19 protein-coding genes and 2 pseudogenes are annotated in these 18,572 nt (G+C 35.6%); 18 read left to right on the top strand and 3 right to left on the bottom strand.

Translation table 11 applies throughout. From position 1 onward, the window contains the following. The 9 genes and pseudogenes from KH893_RS08680 to KH893_RS08640 form a co-directional block, all read left to right on the top strand. Window positions 1-118, top strand: a pseudogene (locus KH893_RS08680) (IS30 family transposase); the annotation flags it as partial. Window positions 119-1,272: 1,154 nt separating this feature from the next. Continuing rightward, window positions 1,273-1,875, top strand: a complete 603-nt coding sequence (locus tag KH893_RS08675) for a transposase (RefSeq protein WP_281165762.1) — start codon at window positions 1,273-1,275, stop codon at window positions 1,873-1,875. A gap of 224 nt (window positions 1,876-2,099) precedes the next feature. Next, the gene (locus KH893_RS08670; RefSeq protein ID WP_281165761.1) at window positions 2,100-3,005 is read left to right on the top strand and encodes a serine hydrolase domain-containing protein; all 906 of its coding nucleotides are present in this window, start codon (window positions 2,100-2,102) and stop codon (window positions 3,003-3,005) included. Between the two features lie 40 nt (window positions 3,006-3,045). Next, a complete protein-coding gene (locus KH893_RS08665; protein ID WP_281165760.1) occupies window positions 3,046-4,017 on the top strand; it encodes an aliphatic sulfonate ABC transporter substrate-binding protein in 972 nt (323 codons plus the stop codon). 65 nt (window positions 4,018-4,082) lie between these two features. After that, window positions 4,083-5,051 (top strand): aliphatic sulfonate ABC transporter substrate-binding protein, encoded by a 969-nt coding sequence (locus KH893_RS08660; protein ID WP_281165759.1) that lies wholly within the window; start codon window positions 4,083-4,085, stop codon window positions 5,049-5,051. Between the two features lie 90 nt (window positions 5,052-5,141). Continuing rightward, window positions 5,142-5,921, top strand: a complete 780-nt coding sequence (locus KH893_RS08655) for an ABC transporter permease subunit (RefSeq protein WP_281165757.1) — start codon at window positions 5,142-5,144, stop codon at window positions 5,919-5,921. Between the two features lie 11 nt (window positions 5,922-5,932). Further along, window positions 5,933-6,656 (top strand): annotated as a pseudogene (locus KH893_RS08650) (ABC transporter ATP-binding protein). Window positions 6,657-7,145: 489 nt separating this feature from the next. Then, entirely contained in the window at window positions 7,146-8,342 is a 1,197-nt protein-coding gene (locus tag KH893_RS08645; protein ID WP_281165756.1) for an acyltransferase, read from the top strand. 538 nt (window positions 8,343-8,880) lie between these two features. Beyond that, window positions 8,881-9,417, top strand: coding sequence for a TetR/AcrR family transcriptional regulator (locus tag KH893_RS08640; RefSeq protein WP_281165754.1), 537 nt, complete (start codon window positions 8,881-8,883; stop codon window positions 9,415-9,417). A 59-nt stretch (window positions 9,418-9,476) separates the two neighbouring features. On the opposite strand, the gene KH893_RS08635 is transcribed toward KH893_RS08640, so the two are convergent. From KH893_RS08635 to KH893_RS08625, 3 genes are all read right to left on the bottom strand, one after another. Continuing rightward, window positions 9,477-9,668, bottom strand: coding sequence for a hypothetical protein (locus KH893_RS08635; RefSeq protein ID WP_281165753.1), 192 nt, complete (start codon window positions 9,666-9,668; stop codon window positions 9,477-9,479). Window positions 9,669-9,733: 65 nt separating this feature from the next. Further along, entirely contained in the window at window positions 9,734-11,503 is a 1,770-nt protein-coding gene (locus KH893_RS08630) for an oleate hydratase (protein ID WP_281165752.1), read from the bottom strand. Window positions 11,504-11,746: 243 nt separating this feature from the next. Continuing rightward, window positions 11,747-11,941: a hypothetical protein gene (locus KH893_RS08625; RefSeq protein ID WP_281165751.1), complete on the bottom strand. Its 195-nt coding sequence runs from the start codon at window positions 11,939-11,941 to the stop codon at window positions 11,747-11,749. A gap of 258 nt (window positions 11,942-12,199) precedes the next feature. Between KH893_RS08625 and KH893_RS08620 the strand changes: the two genes are divergently transcribed. The 9 genes from KH893_RS08620 to KH893_RS08580 all read left to right on the top strand — a co-directional run bounded on the left by KH893_RS08620 (window position 12,200) and on the right by KH893_RS08580 (window position 18,557). Further along, window positions 12,200-12,691: a PTS sugar transporter subunit IIA gene (locus tag KH893_RS08620; protein WP_281165750.1), complete on the top strand. Its 492-nt coding sequence runs from the start codon at window positions 12,200-12,202 to the stop codon at window positions 12,689-12,691. Between the two features lie 20 nt (window positions 12,692-12,711). After that, complete coding sequence (locus tag KH893_RS08615; RefSeq protein WP_281165749.1) at window positions 12,712-13,017, top strand: PTS sugar transporter subunit IIB; 306 nt, start codon at window positions 12,712-12,714, stop codon at window positions 13,015-13,017. A 32-nt stretch (window positions 13,018-13,049) separates the two neighbouring features. Further along, complete coding sequence (locus tag KH893_RS08610; RefSeq protein WP_281165748.1) at window positions 13,050-14,459, top strand: PTS galactitol transporter subunit IIC; 1,410 nt, start codon at window positions 13,050-13,052, stop codon at window positions 14,457-14,459. A gap of 29 nt (window positions 14,460-14,488) precedes the next feature. Beyond that, entirely contained in the window at window positions 14,489-14,653 is a 165-nt protein-coding gene (locus KH893_RS08605) for a hypothetical protein (RefSeq protein WP_281165747.1), read from the top strand. A 130-nt stretch (window positions 14,654-14,783) separates the two neighbouring features. Then, window positions 14,784-15,545, top strand: a complete 762-nt coding sequence (locus tag KH893_RS08600) for a DeoR/GlpR family DNA-binding transcription regulator (protein ID WP_281165746.1) — start codon at window positions 14,784-14,786, stop codon at window positions 15,543-15,545. A gap of 27 nt (window positions 15,546-15,572) precedes the next feature. After that, window positions 15,573-16,001, top strand: a complete 429-nt coding sequence (lacA, locus tag KH893_RS08595) for a galactose-6-phosphate isomerase subunit LacA (protein ID WP_281165745.1) — start codon at window positions 15,573-15,575, stop codon at window positions 15,999-16,001. Window positions 16,002-16,046: 45 nt separating this feature from the next. After that, on the top strand, window positions 16,047-16,565 hold the full coding sequence (gene lacB / locus KH893_RS08590) for a galactose-6-phosphate isomerase subunit LacB (protein ID WP_281165744.1): 519 nt from the start codon (window positions 16,047-16,049) through the stop codon (window positions 16,563-16,565). A gap of 18 nt (window positions 16,566-16,583) precedes the next feature. Then, window positions 16,584-17,585, top strand: coding sequence for a tagatose-bisphosphate aldolase (lacD, locus tag KH893_RS08585; RefSeq protein WP_281165743.1), 1,002 nt, complete (start codon window positions 16,584-16,586; stop codon window positions 17,583-17,585). A 93-nt stretch (window positions 17,586-17,678) separates the two neighbouring features. Further along, window positions 17,679-18,557 carry an aldose 1-epimerase family protein gene (locus tag KH893_RS08580; protein ID WP_281165742.1) on the top strand — a complete coding sequence of 293 codons (879 nt, stop codon included), beginning with the start codon at window positions 17,679-17,681 and terminating at the stop codon, window positions 18,555-18,557. The last annotated feature ends 15 nt before the right edge of the window (window positions 18,558-18,572 follow it).

The following is an 18,572-nucleotide window of genomic DNA, read 5'->3' as shown; positions in this document are numbered from 1 at the left end:
CAAGACAAACGATGAAATTCAGGGAATAGTCAACAAATTAAATTTCCGTCCAAAAAAATGTTTGGATTGGCGCACACCATATGAGGTCTATTTTGGTAAAGTGTTGCATTTAATTTGACAATTCAAGAGATAAAAAACTCAAAAAGCAGAAGGTATTCCGCCACAACTCCTGTGGATTAATAGTCAGTAAAATTCAGCTAAAGGTGCAATTTAAGGCCCTCCGTCAAAATCGGATTGGTGGAGCCATGGAGCCCTCTGAATAGGGGCTTCTTTATTTTACAATTAAAAGAGTTCTGACATAAAGGTGGCCCATATTTTTGAATCGGGGGTGCGGACAAAGTCCTGGACATATCACATACTTTCTAAGAACTTTAAAAGTCAAGATGAAGATAAAGGGATATATCCTTACCTTGAAATGGTGAATATCCAAAATAGTGATAAAATCACGGAAACTGGTTTTATTTCCATCAAGAGCTACGAAATGAGAACTCTTATTATTAAGGCCACTTTTTAGACGCGGTTAGGAATCGCCTTATGCTTAATCACAAGGTACTAAAGCAATTTGTTAATAAAAAGTCTGTTTATATTTATTTCATATATCAAACTATGAGTGGCACAGTAAAGGAACTTGTCCTTGAAACCGATTATCAAGATGATTTGGGAAAAATTTAGATATAGAATCTTTAGCAAACACGCTTGCTGTTCAAGAGAAATTTAAAACAAATTAAGTTCAAATTAATCGACCATTAGGATATAATAAAACGGTCGCCTATCCAATCTGCGACAGATTGGAGGTGTCTATAATTGTTTTCACATCTTTTTGCCCCCCTTGTGGTTGCGCTAATAACAGCGTGGTTTACTGATTGGCTAAAGCGTAAGCGCCGCAAGTAAAACTAAATAGGCGACATTTAGCTCACTAAAAAAGCCCCTAACGACCACGAATCGTTAGGGGCTTTGGTGTCTATAATGTTCACATCTTTTTGCAAATTCATTATAACATGAAACAAAAAAGAAGTGCAAAGATTGATTACTTCATAAAAATTGAAAAATGTCAGTACATTGTTATTAATTGAAAACTTTTTGATTCATAGTTATAAGTGAAGCTTACTATGTCCCTTGTGTTGTTTATATTTTGAAATGTCAAATTAAGTTAGAAATAACATAATTTGACGAGAGTATAAAATAGTTTGTGTAAATGAATAAAAATCCTATTGAAAAGGGAATCCCTTCCCCGTATGATTAAATCGTCAAACCAAAACGGAGGGATTCCCCATGGATCAGTTTACCAAAGATTTAATCAAAACTCTCTTGTCAAATGGTGATGTTAAAGAACTTTTTCGTCAACAACTCGAAACGGCTATTAATCAAATCTTGCAAGCTGAACTAACAGCTTTACTTGGTTATGATCCTTATGACCGCAATGGCTTTAATTCGGGTAATTCTCGTAATGGCCAGGATTATCGTTTAATTGACTCTGAATATGGCAAGTTGAAGATTGCTGTACCACGTGATCGTCAGGGCCAATTTCATAATCACTTACTGCCAGCTTATTCTCGTCGCCAAGGTGTTCTAGAAACAACGATTATTCAGCTTTATTCTAATCTGATTAAGCAGCTTAAATTCATTGAAAATGAACTCTTAGCTTTCCTGAGTTTTCCTCCTGCTATTCGACCAACGATTTATTCAACCAATATCTTAGAATCACTGAACAAAAGAATCAAACGCAAGACCAAACCCAAAGAACAGTTCCCAAACAAAAAGTCTTTAGACAATTTTATTGGAGTTCAAGTCATAAGCTACAACAAGAAATACTTCAATCGAAACCATCGTGGTTTTGGTCAAGCCAAGGACACGTTAGAATCACTTTTCGATTAATAATTTGATTTTACAGGGGAAAGGTATTCTCATTTACACAAACTATTTTATACTTTCCTCACAGAGTACTAAAAAGTATTAAAAGTTTTAATTTTGTATAAGTTATGATCATTTATTGAAATAAATATGAATATAAAAGTATTTTTTTAGTAATTGAAAGACTATTGAAAAAATACTTTGTATAATGGTACTAACTTTTGAAGCTTATGAAAGGATGGTGAAAAATGAAGGAAGTTAATGAATTTGTAGAAAACGCATTCAGTAAAAATATCATAATAAATTATCTGCAAATTTATCGCGGTAGTCAAAAAATAGGAGAGTATAGCCGTATAGAACAAAAAACTAGATTAAATGTTTATTCAGTTAGTAAAAGTGTTACTGCTATAGCTGCTGGTATTGCAGTTGATGAGGGACTCTTTAATTTAAATGATAATCTTTATAAATTCTTTCCAGAATATGATTTTGTTAAAGCTAAAAACATAATATCTAAGATCAAAATTGAAAACTTGTTGACGATGACTACCGGATTAGCAGATTCTCTTTTTTTCTTAGATGATAAAGAAAGATATTTTGTTAAAGATTGGATAGATTATTTCTTCAAAAGTGAATTTACAGATCTGCCTAGCATGGTTTTTAAATACAATAATTTTGGCCCATATCTCGTAAGTTGTATTATTGAAAAAATTACGCATCTTAAATTAGTTGAATTTTTACAACCTAGATTATTTGATAAACTAAATATTGGAAATCCAAACTGGTTGGAATGTCCTAAAGGTCATACGATAGGGGCAAGCGGTTTGTTTTTGACAATTGACGAAATGTCTAGAATTGGATTACTGCTGCTTAATCAAGGAAAGTTTAACGGACAACAGCTTGTATCCAAATCGTACTTAGAATTAGCAACTAAAAATGAGTTACATACAATCAATGCGGATGCAGGCAATGGTTACGGCTATGGTTTTAAAATTAATGATGATCTGATTTCATATCGGGCGGATGGCAAGTATGGACAATTCATTTTTGTTTTACCAAAAGAAGATTTAATGATTTCTTGTCAATCCTTTGACGATCGTGATGTGTATTCTTTTATATGGAATAATTTAATTATTCCACTAAAAAATAAAGCGTAATTATATTTAAAAAGTTATTCAAGGATGTGTTAAAAGTATTATGAAGGAAAAAGGAAAAAAATGGTGGATTCTCAGTTTATTAATTATTGTAATCGCAGCGATTTTTTATGGCTGGTCGCAAACAAATGAGGATGATAATTCCAGTCTGAAGTCAGTTACTATTGGTTACCAGGCCGGTGATGAATTTGATATTGCCAAAAGCCGTGGGGAATTTGCTAAGAAGATGGAAAAGAAAGGTTATAAAGTTAAATTTAAGGAATTTCAAAATGGAGCCGCTATGATGCAAGCTCTTGCTACGGGAAATGTTGATTATGCTCGTGTTGGAGATACTCCCCCTGTTTCTGCTCTGGCTTCTGGAACAAAGCTGACATATATAGCTGCTGGTGGCACTAAAGAAAAAGGCAGTGGTATTATGGTCAGAAAAAATTCCGGAATTAATTCTGTAGCTGACCTGAAAGGCAAGCGTGTTGCTTATACTAAAGGGACAAGTTCTCAATATATGGTTCTCAAAGCTTTGAAGAAAGCGGGATTAGGTACTGACGATATTACTTGGGTAAATCTTGATCAAGATGCTGCTTCCGTAGCTTATTCGAAAGAAAAAGTAGATGCTTGGGCCAATTGGGACCCAACTGTTGCTCAAGTTGAGTTAACCGAGAATTCAAAGTTGCTGGTCAATGGGAAACAAACCGGTGCAGTTAATCGGAGTTTTATTGTCTCACCTAGCAAATTTGCTAAAAATCATCGTGCTCTTAGCAAATTATTGATCAAATACGGTGAGCAGGATATGAAATGGGCAAATACGCATCACGCTAAAGTTATTAAATTGCTGGTCAAGGATTTGAAACTTTCCAAAAAGGTTGTAACTCTGGCAGTTAACCGTCGTGTGTTTGGAATATATAAGATGAACAAAGCTTATGTTAAAGAAGAGCAGACACTTGCCAATACCTTCTATCAATCAAGCATTATTAAAAAACAAGTTACTATCAACAAGCATGTTGATTATCTGAAGTAACAGCAAAGTTTTTTGAGAAAAACTAAAGATCTTCCAAATATTAATGGGGAAGTGTATATACTTTTATGAAGCATAAGAAAAAATGGTGGTTGCTTGGTTTAATCGTTTTAGTTTTTGCAGCGATTTTTTATGGCTGGTCACAGACTAACGAAGACAGCAGTTCAAATCTTAAAACTGTTATCATCGGCTATCAGCCAGGCAGTGCTTGGGACGTTATTAAAAGTCGAGGAAAATTTGCAAAAGAAATGGAAAAGAAAGGCTACAAAATTAAGTACAAGGAATTTCAAAATGGTGCTGCTATGCTGGAAGCATTAGCAACCGGAGATGTCGATTATGCACCTGTTGGCGATACCCCTCCAATTTCTGCATTAGCTTCAGGCACTAAATTAACATATGTGGCTGCGGGAAATACCCAAGCAAAAAACAGTGAAGTTTTAGTCAAAAAAGATTCAGGGATCAATTCACTTAAGGACTTGAAAGGCAAAAAAATTGCATACACTAAGGGTACCAGTTCTCAATATATGGTTTTTCAAACTTTAAAAAAAGCCGGTTTAAGTGTTGACGATGTCAAATGGGTCAACTTGGATCAAAATGCGGCCGCCGTTGCTTATTCAAAAGGGAAAGTAGATGCTTGGGCAACCTGGGATCCTATGGCGGCAAAAGCTGAATTATCCAGTTCTTCTAAAGTTTTGACTAATGGTGAAGAAACTAAAGCGCTCAATCGTAGCTTTATTGTCTCACCAACTAGTTATGCTAAAAATCACCGATCAATCAGTAAATTGCTAATTAAATATGGTGAGCAGGAAATGACTTGGATAAATCACCATCATACCAAGGTCACCAATATTTTATCGAATATTCTGAGTGTTCCGAAAAAAGCAATTAAATTAACTGTTGAACGACAAACATATGGACTTTACAAAATGAAAAAGTCCTATGTGACTAAAGAACAAAAAATTGCTGATAAATTTTATGAAGAAAACATTTTAAGCAAACATGTTAATATTAATAAGTATGTCCAATATTTAAATTAAGTTTCAAAATATTTGCTTAAAGTCGCAACAACCAATGTCAATTCTTTGAAAAATTTTATTTTTAGCGTGGATTTAAGGAGACAATTCATTATGAAAGATATATCCGTTTCAAACCAACGAAGCATTTCTTTTGAAAAAATAGTCCCATGGCTTATTCCAACTGCCATTATTTTATTTTGGCAGTTAGTAGTCAGTACTGGATGGGTTTCATCTTCACTGTTACCTTCACCACTAAGCGTGATTCAAGACGGGGTAAGCTTAACTAAGAGTGGTGAGCTGCCTAAGAATATGAGTGTTAGTCTTTATCGAGCTGTTTTTGGGTTTGTGATTGGTGGTGGAATTGGATTTGTACTTGGATTTACTAATGGAATTTCAAAAATCTCCCGGCTTCTATTTGACAGCACCATTCAAATGCTGCGTAACATACCTCACTTGGCCTTGATCCCTCTAGTAATTTTAGTAATGGGTATCGGTGAATCAGCTAAAATCTTTTTAGTTGCCATCGGTTGCATGTTTCCCATATACATCAATACCTATCATGGTATTACTTCAGTTGATTATCGGTTGATTGAAATGGGAAAAGCTTATGGATTAAAAAAGGCTGCATTGATTAGAAGAATAATCTTTCCAGCTGCTTTGCCGACGATTTTAATGGGCGTCCGTTATGCTTTAGGTGTTATGTGGACAACTTTGATTGTTGCTGAAACAATTTCTGCCAGTTCAGGTATTGGTTATATGTCGACAAACGCTGAACAGTTCATGAATATGGATACAATCATCCTATGTATCTTAGTTTACGCTTTGCTTGGAAAATTATCCGATGTGATTGCAAAATCACTGGAAAACTCATTTTTGGATTGGCGTAATTAGGAGGAACAAAAATGGCGAACAAAGCATTATTAACGATCAATAATTTAAAAAAAAGCTATGGCAGCCATCTTGTCTTGCAAAATGTTGACTTAAGCATTTATCGGCATGAATTTATCGCTTTTGTTGGTAAAAGCGGTGGTGGCAAAAGTACTCTTTTAAGAATGATCGCCGGTCTTGAACAGCCTGATTCAGGTAAAATCAGGCAACATAACCAAATCATCACAAAAATGAACGTTCATTCTAGAATGATGTTTCAAGAAGATCGATTGCTTAACTGGATGTCGGTTTTAGAAAATGTTGCTTTTGCTGTAAAAAAAACCTGAAGTAGTTGAAAAATCAAAAAGATTATTGAAATTAGTTGGCTTAACCGAATATTCTGATGTTTATCCGTCAAAACTTTCTGGGGGTCAAAAGCAGCGACTGGCTTTAGCACGAGCGTTATTTGCTGATCCTGAGCTACTGCTGTTGGATGAACCATTAGGCGCATTGGATGCATTGACAAGACGTAAAATGCAGGACTTGATTTTAAATATTTGTAGACAAAAACAAGTCACAACGATTCTGGTCACCCATGATATTAATGAAGCTGTCAGAATGGCTGATCGCATTATTTTGATTAAAGATCAAACAATTAAAAAAATTTTTTACAATCCATATCAAAGGGTTGATACTTTTGAATCTAAAGAAAAAAAAGCGCTAATTGCGGAAAAGATTCTTGATGAAATATTGGAATGAGTTGCTTTTAGATTCCATTAAACGCTGTAATTTATCAAGTTCAAGAATTTTTAATTCTCTTGAAATGTCAAATTAAGTTAGAAAGAACTTAGTTGCTTATCTGCGGTATTTTTCATGAATATTTTAATTAGTGTTTTGCAAGCTAAGAACTTCTTAGGGATATGATTACGTCAGTTGATGATTTGTTAGTTTAAGACATCTGGTGGGTTTATTGATTTTTACCCAACAATGGAACTAATGGAACTGGATATTTGTAGTTTATTTATGATTGCTTTTTTGGTTAAGAATATTCAAGAAGCTATTACTAAAGAAAATATTCTGTAGGCAGTAGCTACAGAAGAATTTACCTAATATAAGAATAGATTAAGACTCATGTTTTAATTTTTTCAGGATTCAAAAGAAAATCACTGATTCTTCAATTTTTCAATCAGAAAAATACTTTTCTGATTGTTAAAATAATAGTAAATCAACAAATAGAAAGGTGATTTTTTGAAAGAGGCAATAACAACTAAGCGTAAGCACCGAGTTCATTTGTATGAAATTGATTTTATGCGGATCTTTTTTACATTCGGTGTTCTTTTCAATCATACTGTTAATCAATTTACCAACGCAATGATTCATGATCAGACTTATGAAACAGTTCGCAGTTTGCGGGTAATGTTTCATTTTACCCGAATGGGATTCATTTTTATCAGTGGCGTTGTTTTGACCTTGAATTATTACAATCGTAATGACTGGAAAACTTTTTTTAAAAAAAGGTTCAATGGGAGTCTTTGGCCTTATTTATCCTGGAATGCCTTATTAATGCTGCTGATGATTGCCATTGGGGGATCAATCTTTAGCTTGGGGAACTTTGGTAGCCAATATTTAACGATTGTTATGCACGGCAGTAGTTTTTATATGTATTATATGCTGTTGGTCATGCAGCTTTATCTGGTATTTCCAATAGTCGTTTGGCTTTTTAAAAAATTTGCTGATAAACATGAACGTATCTTGTTAATTAGTTTTGGCTGCCAACTTTTAATCGTTTTGTTTATCAAGTTTGCTTTGCCATTATTCGACAAAACTAACTGGCCCTACTGGTTTAAAGCTGTCAGTGTCAATATCTTTGCTTATCAGTTCTATGTTATCTTGGGTACATATGTCTGTTTGCACTATCAAGCAACATATGACTTCCTGCAGAAAAATATACGTAAACTTGGCCTGCTTGCTTTTCTGATGGCTATCGGCATGATATTTTATTTTCGGATCTGGAATCAGCAGATTTTAAAGCTTGACACTAATCACGCGTTATCACTTCATCAGCCGTATATTGCTTGTTATGATACAGTAATGTTGTTGGTAATCTACTGGATTGGGAAAAAATATGCGCAATATCGGGCTAAGTATGGATTTTCAAAATGGTTTGAAAACTCGGCTAATAATCTAGTCAAGGTCAGTTACGGGTTGTACTTGACTCAAACGATAGGTCTATTATGCGTTAAATATTTGTTAAAATCACTTCAATTATCAAACCTATTGCTGGCGATTTTGATTCCGATTGGCTGGATGCTAGTCATTTTGGTTTCGTTTTTAATAGCTTGGGCGTGTTACAAAATCCCACCATTCGGTTTTTTGATTGGCAGGCCTAATGTTCATCTAGTAACTGAGAAAAATTTCTTAATTCAAAAACGGGAAAAGCTTTAATTTCGCAAACAACTTTTTCGTTGCACCTTTTTTATTTGATTAGTTCAAACTATGAAAGAAACATTTTTTCGTTTTTAAAAATTTTCAAGCAAAACATAGTAATAAGAAACAAAATGCCCCACAGTTATTAGACAAGAAATCTAGTGATTGCGGGGTGTTTGTTAATAAATAGATTGGATTTTTTAGTTCATTTGGTAATTCAATTGTGCTTTTTTCAGCAAAAAGCCATAATCATCAAGACTTAATTGACGAATTGAGTTTGTTTTTAATTAATTTTTGTAAAATAATTTAATTTTTTAGGACACCATATCTAACTGCAGTATTACGATTTATGGATAGTTACTTTAGCCATTTTTAGCGAGAACTTTTTAGTCCTGTTAATAGTATTATAAAAAGCTTTTATTTCAAAAGTATCATTTGAGATAGCATGGTTCTTCATTTTTTATACTCAATGATTATTCAAGACTTTTAGTGATGTATAATTAGAATTGAATTTGTATCAAAGTTAGACGAATTTATTAGCAAAGAGACGGTAAATATGGATAAAAGGGTTATACGGACGCAAGCCAAAGCTGAACAGGCTTTGTTTTCATTGATGCAACAACAGCATTTTTCTGAAATTTCAATTACTGATATTGCTAACCAGGCTGGAATTTCACGAATGGCATTTTATCGAAACTATCGAAGCAAAGAAGATATTTTGAATAAGTTTATTCAAAAGGAGTATACACGCTTTATTGCTGACATTACTACTCACCAATTACACTGTTTAAATCAGCTGCTGGAAGTTTATTTTAATTATTTTAAAAATCATCCAGAAGTTTTGTCAGCAATTGTCAATGCGTCAATTGAGGGGTTCGCCTTGGCTAAGCAAAACGATTATTTTCTGGACTTTTTTAAAACACGCTTTAAACAACAATCGCCATCTCCTTTGGCAATTGCTTATTATTCCGGGGCAATTTTTGCCAGTTTGTTATATTGGCGACAAACTAATTATCGGTACTCGGCTGCCAAACTGGCTGCTCATTTAGCTGAAAAAATCAAAAATGATCTCCAACAAACCAATAAATTCTAACCAAAAGGCTCCTGTCACTTGATTGCGACAGGAGCCTTTTTTAATGCGAAAGATCAAATTTAATAAAGCCCATGGCCAGCTGTCTCGGTTTCACGTAAATAAACCGGTTCATTATGGACAATGGCTTTCTTTTTAGAACAACAGCCAGACTTTGAGTGACAATGATGACATTTTTTCTTGGTCAGCAATCGGCTTACGACAATGCCAGTAGCGATTGCTGTAGGTATTAGCAATAACGCCTTTTTTTTCATAATTTTTCCTCCTCGGATGATATAGCTACCGATATTTTAGATAAACTAAGGTCGTATGTTAATCTTTAAAGCAACTTCGCAGCTTGTAGGATCTCTTCTAAATAAGTACCATGGATCTTTTTCAAGCAAGCTTTTAAACCGACTTTTTCGATTTGACTTAACGGCAACTCGCTCAGAGCTTTTTGATCATTCAAATAATATAATGCATTTAAAATCGTTCGCAGGTCAAAAGCAGAATCAAAGACTTCCGGCACCCCACGGTCGATATTCAATAATTGGTAGACAGCTTCCATCGCTGTCCGGACTGAATACTCGGTGGTAAAGACTGTATCACGCTGCGTCTCAGCAAAATTGCCGATGAATGCTAAATTCTGAGAGCCATTTGGGACAACTAATGGTCGATCACCAGCTTGGCGTGGCATGAAGTAGGAAGTAATGTACGGCATATGAATTGGAATCGAATTGGCAGCTTGAGCAATCTCAGCGATTTGGTCAGTTGGAACACCAATATGATAAAGGAATTCCTCGCAGATTTCTTGACCGTTGCAGTCAGCAATTTTTTTTGGAACGTAATTTCCTGGTTGGTCAGAAAACAGACCGTAAAGCCAGACAATCAATTCATTGGACTTTTGCTGTTGAAAATGAGGTTGGCGGCTGATTGAAATTCCTAGCAGCCAGTTAGAATCCCGAATTGTTACCGGTCCGCTGGTAACAATTGACCCACTGTGGGGATCCTTGCCAGTGATCTTTTGGATATAAGGGATGATTCGGTCATCGTTGAAGGTACAGGTGGCTGAAATCACCCAGTTAGCTTCAGGAATCTGTTGGTAAAATTTAGCTGGTTGGCCGAATGCCGGATCCTGAGCTGCTAATTTTTCCCATAATTTCCAGCTGGCGCCGATAGAATGAGCTTGTGGTGCAGGCTGATGATTATTTCCATAAGTCGTACTTTCGGTAATTGAACCATTTGTGACAAAAACCAGATCAGCGTTTGTTAAAGCCAGTTCTTGCTTTTTACCAGCAACCGTCAACTCCATTTTGACAGCTTGTTTTTGCGCATCATGTTGTTCAACGATGATGTTATCAACGATAGTATTGTATTGAAAATCAACGCCATGATCCTGAAGATATTTGATTAATGGCTTGATCAATGATTCATACTGATTATATTTAGTGAATTTTAAAGCTGTCATATTTTGTAAAGCTCCGACATGATGAACAAAGCGCAATAGGTAACGACGCATCTCCATGGCACTTGCCCAAGGCTCAAACGCAAACATCGTTGACCAATATAACCAAAAGTTTGATTTAAAAAATTCGTGATCAAAAACTTCATTAATCTTAACGTTATCAAGCTGGTTTTCCGGAGTCATCACTAGCTGCACAATTTCTTCAATTGCGCGGCGTGAAAGTGTTAGCTGTCCATCATTGGCGAGTTGCTTCCCACGATTTTCAATTATTCGAGCGTGCGAGTTGCTGGGATCAGCTTTATTGAGCCAGTAAAATTCATCAAGAACGGAAACATCAGGATTAGTTAAAGTCGGGATCGACCGAAAAAGATCCCAGAGAGTTTCAAAATGAGGTTCCATTTCACGACCACCACGGATGATATAGCCGCGCTGGGGATTAAAAATTCCATCCATACTGCCGCCGGGAAGTGCGAGTTCGTCAAAGATGTGGATCTGATTTCCAGGTATTTGACCATCACGAACTAAAAATGCGGCCGCAGCTAAACCAGCAAGTCCAGCCCCAACAATATACGCTGACTTCTCCACCGCATTTGTCGGCTTCTTCGGCCGGGCAAATGCTTCATAATTACCATTACTGTAATACATGAAGATCCCTCCTTGATTTTTGAGCATGATTTAGTTACATTTGTAACTAAATCAATTATAAAACGCTTACAAAAATTATTCAATGAATTTATAATCTAAAGAATCAAGTTAATTTGGTAATAAAAATTCCGATAAACTGGGTGAAATAGTCAATGATAAATTTCTAGTTAGTTGCTGCTGCATCTTGGCAATTTTAAAATAAAAATTTCCTTCTTTGTTCGGTAAGGTTTTTTTCAGAATGATTTACCCTTTTTTCCAAAAAAAATACTGTGCAATGAAAATCGAGACAATAAAAACAATTAAGCCCCAAAAAAATTTACCCGAAAATGCCCAAACGTTAATTCCTAAAAAAATTCCGATCATCACGATTGCTTCAGCTATTTTTTCCATGTGTTCAAACTGATTACTTGATTGATTTTGTTTGTTTTTGTTATTCATTATTTTTTCTCCTTGGTCTATTTATACCTTAGTTTACACATGTTTTTAAAAATATGCTATATGAAAAGGAATAAGCTTTTAAAATCAAATGGAAATTAGTAGTTCAGCAAGTAATTCTAGTTGGTTTTTGTTTTTAAACCAGGAATATCATTGAAAAATGATTTAAAATGTTGTTGACATTTAAACTGAAAGCGATTACTATGTATTTGTAAACAAAATAAAACATAATCAATCATAAAAAAACAAGGAGGTGAAGAATTGGAAACTAAGGAAAATCAAAAGCTGTTTGTAAAAGAAAATGTTTTTATTTCAAATGAAACCAGTCAAGAGGAGGTGTTTCAGGAGGTAGCACAAAGTTTATTAAAAAAGGACTTAGTAAAAAATGATTTTTTGAAGAATTTGTTGCTGCGTGAAAAAAGTTATCCAACAGGTATCGATTTAACAGTAGTTGATCCAGGTTTTCCAAATGTTGCTATTCCGCATACGGAAGGTGAGTTTGTAAATACTAGACAGGTAATACCAGTTAAATTACAAAACCCAATAAGATTTTTCAATATGATTGATCCTGAAAAAGAATTACAGGTAAGTTTTTTGTTTATGATCTTAAACAACGATCCAGAGGGACAGGCAAATGTTTTAGCACAAATTATGAACTTTTTGACTACTACTCCTAAAAATGAGTTAAAGTCATTCTTTAAATTGCAAAATAGCGAACAGATTTTCAATTTTTTGGATAATAATTTTAAATAACAAGTATTGGAGGAATCATTATGATCAAAGTATTGGCTGCTTGCGGTGCTGGAGTTAATTCAAGTCATCAAATTAAAGATGCGCTTGAAACTGAATTTAAAAACCGAGGTTATGATTTGAAGGCAGATGCAGTGATGGTGAAAGATATTACTCCAGATCTGCTTAAAAATTATGATATTTTTACACCAATTGCAAAAACTGACTTAGGATTTCAACCAGAAGTTCCTATCGTTGATGCCGGACCGATTTTATATCGTATTCCCACAATGGCAAAACCGGTCTATGACAAGATTGAAGCAGTTATTAAAGAAAAGGGCCTTAAATAATTTGGGGATAACCACATTAGGAGTGTGAGAAAATGCTACAAACTATAATTTCAGTATCTAATACGGTTTTTAAACCAATTATCAATTTAGGTGCTGCTCCCATTATGCTGATTGTTTTAACACTGATTGCATTGCTCTTTGGTGTTAAATGGACGCGAGCTCTTGAAGGCGGCATTAAATTAGCGATCGCTTTAACCGCGATTAGTGATATTATCAATATTTTGACAACCGCTTATCAAGTTCCTTTGGATGCATTTGTTAAATCAACAGGAATTTCATTAAAAATTATTGACGTTGGCTGGGCACCGTTAGCTACGATTACTTGGGGTTCACCTTATACATTGTTTTTCTTATTAATTATGATAATTGTAAACATCATTATGTTGTTCTTGAATAAAACCAACACACTTGATGTAGACATTTTTGATATTTGGCATCTTTCATTTACAGCTTTAATGGCGATGTATTTTGGCGCAAATCTTTTAGTTGCAACGATTCTGATCATCTACATTGGAGTTTTGAAGATTATCAACTCCGATCTAATGAAGCCGACCTTCAATGATTTACTGGATGCACCAGATGATAATCCGATGACGACTACGCATTTAAATTACATGATGAATCCAGTTATTATGGTCTTTGATAAGCTATTTGATAAGCTGTTTCCTTGGTTAGATAAGTATGATTTTGATTCAGCTGAATTAAACAAACGAATTGGTTTTTGGGGCAGTCATTTTGCGATCGGTTGCTATTTAGGTATCTTTGTTGGCTTAATTGGCCGCCAGGATGCAAAAGAAATCTTTACTTTAGCATTTACAGGCGGTGTCTGCTTGGAGTTATTTAGTCAGATTGGTTCGTGGTTTATCGCTGCTGTTGAACCATTATCACAAGGTATTTCAGATTTTGCTACTAAGCGTTTAAAGGGTCGGAAGTTCAATATTGGCTTGGATTGGCCATTCGTTGCTGGCCGTGCTGAAATTTGGGCAGCAGCTAACTTCTTAGCACCTATAATGTTGATTGAAGCATTAGTTTTGCCTGGTAATCATATCATGCCTTTAGGATCAATTATTGCTATGGGCGTTACTCCGGCATTGTTGGTCGTAACTCGTGGTAAAATCATCAGAATGATTGTAATTGGAGCAATTGAAATGCCAATCTTCTTGTGGGCTGGCACACTTTCTTCACCATTCATTACTCATGTTGCTAAACAAGTTGGAGCATTTCCTTCAGGTGCAAAAGGACATCAAATTGCTGAAGCAACCAAAGAAGGTCCTATCGAACAGTATCTGGCTTATTTAGTTGGTAAAGCGTCAACTGGTCAAATTATGTTTCTATTATATGCAGGCTTAGCACTAATTGCTTATGGCTTGATCTTCTGGTGGTATGCGAAGCAAATGAAGAAACGTAATGCTGCTTACGCAGAGGAAAAGGCAGCTAAATAATCAGCTCGAAAATGAAGAGGTGTATAAGTATGACTCGTTCAAATGAATTAAGACGCGTACTAAAATGGGCGATGATCGTGATTTTAATTAATGTTATTGCGATGATCTTCCCCAATGTAATTGTTAAATCGATCGTAACGATTGCTACACTTTATTGCAGTTATAAAGCAATCAATATTAAATACAGAATTTGATTAAAGTTTATCGATTATCGATTGAGTTGTTTGACGCTCTTTTGGCAAAGTGATAGCATCTAGAATGTATCAACAATTATGAACACAACAGAACACATGCAAACAAAATTGTTAATAGAAGGTGCAGCACTTGTTAAAAAAAGAGAGATTAATGACTATTTTAGATTTAGTGAATGAAAAAGGAATTGTAACTGTCAACGATTTAATCAATAAGGTAAATGTTTCTGATATGACGATTCGTCGTGATTTGGATGAGTTAGCTGGCAGTGGCAAACTTATTCGGATTCACGGTGGAGCACAAAGTATTGAAAGTGAAGCTTCAACCGAACTTTCACATATTGAGAAGAAAGAAATTCATATTACTGAAAAAATTGCGATCGCAAAAAAGGCAGTTTCGTTATTGAGAAATAACGACACAGTTTATATTGGTCCTGGAACAACCCTTGAATTGATGTGCAAGTACATTGAAGACATTGACCATTTACGAGTTGTTACCAATAGTTTACCAATCTTTGAAACACTTAAAGATAATCATCAAGTTGAATTAACTTTAATTGGTGGGACTTATCGTGAACGCTCAGGAGCCTTTATCGGAAGTTTAACGAGTTCAACATTATCACAACTGAAGTTTAATCGCGCATTCATTGGCGTTAATGGTATTCGAAATGACAGTATCATGACAGCAAGCACGGAAGAAGGTGGTTCCCAAGCAATCGCTTTGAATAATGCAAATCAGAAAATTATCGTTGCTGATTATCATAAGCTCAACAAAGATGATTTTTACAAATTTTATGATCTGTATGATATTGATTATTTGATAACTAATAAAGAAGCAGGCATTGAAAAAATCAAACATTATCAACAGTTTACGAATGTAATTATTAGTGACTGATCAAGGTTTTAAATTGGAGGTTTCATAATGAAAGTGGCATTAGCATCAGATAAAGCAGGATTTGATTTAAAAGAGCATATTAAAATGTTTTTGATTGACGGTGGCTATGATGTATTAGATTTAACTGAAGAACCAGCAGACGACTTTGTTGATTCATCTGTCAAACTGGCAAAAACAGTTTTATCAAAAGAAGCTGATCGCGGAGTCATGTTTGATGAGTATGGTGTTGGTTCTGCGATGGCTAGCAATAAAGTTCATGGCATGGTCACGGCAAATGTTTCTGAAGAAAACACAGCCCATATGACAACCCAACATAATGGAGCCAAAGCGATTGCAATTGGCGCGGGAATTGTTGGGCCTAAATTAGCTGAGAATATTGTTAAATCATACTTGGGCGTCAATTATGCAGGCGGGCGTCATCAGATTCGGTTAGATATGCTGGAAAAAATGTATTAATTTAGGAACTTAAATGTTGGTTGTTATAATTGGAGGGAATAGATAATGATTATTGCACTTGGTAATGACCATATTGTAACAAATGTTAAAATGCAGATTTCTGATTTTCTAAAGGCAAACGGTCATCAAGTAATTGATGTTGGAACTTACGACGATACGCGAACACATTATCCGATTTATGGATTAAAGGTTGCAGATCTTGTTCGTGATGGAAAAGCTGATTTAGGAGTAGTTCTTTGTGGAACTGGGGTTGGCATTTCAACTGCGGCTGATAAGAATGTTGGCGTTCGGGCAGCTTTAGTTGGTGACGTTGCTTCGGCAAAGTATGCAAAAGAGGAATTAAACGCCAATGTTATTTCGTTTGGCGGAGCAGTTGTTGGTGAACATTTAGCTGAAGATATTGTGGCAACATTTTTAAAGGCTGAATATCATGAAACACCAGCAAACAAAAAGTTGATCGAAAAAATCAATCAAGTTGAAGAAGATAACGCTGAGCAGCATGATAATCCACACTTCTTTGATCATGAAATGAAATTATGGGCTGAAGGCTTTTATCACGATTAAGATTGGAGGAGAGAATTAGTGAGTTTTGTAGCGAATGCAAAAGAAACCAAGAAGAAATATTTAAAACAACTTGCTAACCAAAATGGCGTCATTGCTGCACTAGCAATTGATCAGCGGGGTTCCTTGAAAAAAATGCTGGCGCAAGCTGCTGGCAAGCCAAGCAATGAAACTGATATTGTTGAATTTAAAAGGGCGATCTCCAGTGAGTTGACACCTTATGCTTCAGCCATCTTGCTGGATCCAGAGTATGGCTTACCGGCTTCCAAATTACGCGATAAGGATGCAGGGTTGTTGTTAGCTTATGAAAAGACGGGCTATGATACGACTGAACCAGGCAGAATGCCTGATCTGTTGGCCGACTGGTCGGCACTGCGATTGAAGGAAGCCGGTGCGGATGCTGTTAAGTTTATGCTCTATTATGATGTTGATGAACCAGCAACAATTAATCGTCGCAAACAAGCTTTCGTTGAACGGGTTGGCGCTGAAAGTGCAGCAGTTGGCTTGCCATTTTTCTTAGAGCTAATGTCATATGACAGCCAGATTGCAGATACCAAGGGCAAAGAATATGCGAAGGTCAAACCGCATAAAGTCAATGAAATGATCAGAGAATTTGCCAAGGAACGTTATCTGGTTGATGTCTTAAAAGTTGAAGTTCCGGTCAATATGGCTTATGTTGCGGGTTATGGTGAAACAGATGAAACCGTATACAGTAAAGCAGAAGCCGCTGGTTATTTCAAAGAGCAAACTGAATTGACGAATAATGTTCCGTTCATTTTTCTAAGCGCTGGGGTCAGTGCTGAATTATTCCAGCGAACCTTAAGATTTGCTGCGGAAGCTAATTCAACCTTTAACGGGGTTCTTTGCGGCCGGGCGACCTGGAAAGGTGCGATTGAACCATTTGCCAAAGAGGGGGAAGCTGCTGGCAAGCAATGGTTAGATCAAGAAGGACGCAAGAATATTGAGGATCTAAATGCTGTCTTGAAGACAACTGCCAATTCATTGTTTGAAAAATTGGATTAGTGAATAGTTAAATAAGAGAAGCGGGCGGATGCTACTACCATAAGCTTCTCTTATTTTTTTTAAACGTATTTAGCAAGATTAGGAGAAAAGCAAATGATTAAAATTGAAAATAACACCTTTCAAGCGGTGATCGATCTCCAGGGTGCTCAGTTGACGCATCTTTATAATAAAAAGTTTAATTTTGATTATCTTTGGAACAATCCGGCCTGGAATAAACACGCTCCGATTTTGTTTCCAGCGATTGGTCGATCAAATCATGATGAGTATTTATTAAACGGGGAAAAATATTCTATGCCGCAACATGGTTTTATTGCTGCACAGCAATTTGAGGTTAGTAATTTAAAGCCAAATATAGTTACTTTAAGAGCTGAAGCTAATGCCGAAACTCGGAAAATGTATCCATTCGAATTTGAATTAGAGGTAACCTTTGCGCTTTTAACAAATGGCCTCGCGCTAACTTTTGCGGTCAAGAACAATTCTGCTGAATCAATGCCGTTTTCACTCGGATCTCATCCAGCATTTAATGTACCGCTGAATGATGAAGGAACTTTTAATGATTATCGGTTAAGCTTCACGGGAAATTTTCAGTTGCCATTGGCTAATTATGAAATTATCAAAACCCCGGCACCATATCGAACTGGTAAAATTGAAAAGTTTTCTGCTTCGAAAACAATTACTTTAAATCATGATTTATTTGCTCAAGGGTTGCGAATTATTGCTAATCAGCAGGTAAAGCAAGTTGAATTGACATCGACACGGTCATCACATGCAGTATTGATCAACTTGGGCGATTTTAAGAATGTCTGTTTATGGACCAAGGAAACTAAGAATTTGCCGTTTTTGTGTATTGAACCATTTAGTGGTTTGCCAGACGTTTTAGGCGAGCCAGTAGATTGGCAACATAAGGAAGCTAGTCAGCAATTAGGACCAAAGCAAAAACAGCTGCTTCAGTATGAAATTTTGCTCAAATAATAAGAGGTAATTTAA

It is taken from the genome of Liquorilactobacillus sicerae (assembly GCF_029916425.1).
Taxonomy (GTDB): domain Bacteria; phylum Bacillota; class Bacilli; order Lactobacillales; family Lactobacillaceae; genus Liquorilactobacillus; species Liquorilactobacillus sicerae.
This window is presented reverse-complemented; position numbering and strand designations above follow the sequence as displayed.

What these genes read in the sequence shown, in the direction of transcription:
- KH893_RS08675 (WP_281165762.1), top strand. Translation starts at nt 1,273, where the DNA reads ATGGATCAGTTTACCAAAGATTTAATCAAAACTCTCTTGTCAAATGGT.
- KH893_RS08670 (WP_281165761.1), top strand. Translation starts at nt 2,100, where the DNA reads ATGAAGGAAGTTAATGAATTTGTAGAAAACGCATTCAGTAAAAATATC.
- KH893_RS08665 (WP_281165760.1), top strand. Translation starts at nt 3,046, where the DNA reads ATGAAGGAAAAAGGAAAAAAATGGTGGATTCTCAGTTTATTAATTATT.
- KH893_RS08660 (WP_281165759.1), top strand. Translation starts at nt 4,083, where the DNA reads ATGAAGCATAAGAAAAAATGGTGGTTGCTTGGTTTAATCGTTTTAGTT.
- KH893_RS08655 (WP_281165757.1), top strand. Translation starts at nt 5,142, where the DNA reads ATGAAAGATATATCCGTTTCAAACCAACGAAGCATTTCTTTTGAAAAA.
- KH893_RS08640 (WP_281165754.1), top strand. Translation starts at nt 8,881, where the DNA reads ATGGATAAAAGGGTTATACGGACGCAAGCCAAAGCTGAACAGGCTTTG.
- KH893_RS08635 (WP_281165753.1), bottom strand. Translation starts at nt 9,668, where the DNA reads ATGAAAAAAAAGGCGTTATTGCTAATACCTACAGCAATCGCTACTGGC.
- KH893_RS08630 (WP_281165752.1), bottom strand. Translation starts at nt 11,503, where the DNA reads ATGTATTACAGTAATGGTAATTATGAAGCATTTGCCCGGCCGAAGAAG.
- KH893_RS08625 (WP_281165751.1), bottom strand. Translation starts at nt 11,941, where the DNA reads ATGAATAACAAAAACAAACAAAATCAATCAAGTAATCAGTTTGAACAC.
- KH893_RS08615 (WP_281165749.1), top strand. Translation starts at nt 12,712, where the DNA reads ATGATCAAAGTATTGGCTGCTTGCGGTGCTGGAGTTAATTCAAGTCAT.
- KH893_RS08610 (WP_281165748.1), top strand. Translation starts at nt 13,050, where the DNA reads ATGCTACAAACTATAATTTCAGTATCTAATACGGTTTTTAAACCAATT.
- KH893_RS08605 (WP_281165747.1), top strand. Translation starts at nt 14,489, where the DNA reads ATGACTCGTTCAAATGAATTAAGACGCGTACTAAAATGGGCGATGATC.
- lacA (WP_281165745.1), top strand. Translation starts at nt 15,573, where the DNA reads ATGAAAGTGGCATTAGCATCAGATAAAGCAGGATTTGATTTAAAAGAG.
- lacB (WP_281165744.1), top strand. Translation starts at nt 16,047, where the DNA reads ATGATTATTGCACTTGGTAATGACCATATTGTAACAAATGTTAAAATG.
- KH893_RS08580 (WP_281165742.1), top strand. Translation starts at nt 17,679, where the DNA reads ATGATTAAAATTGAAAATAACACCTTTCAAGCGGTGATCGATCTCCAG.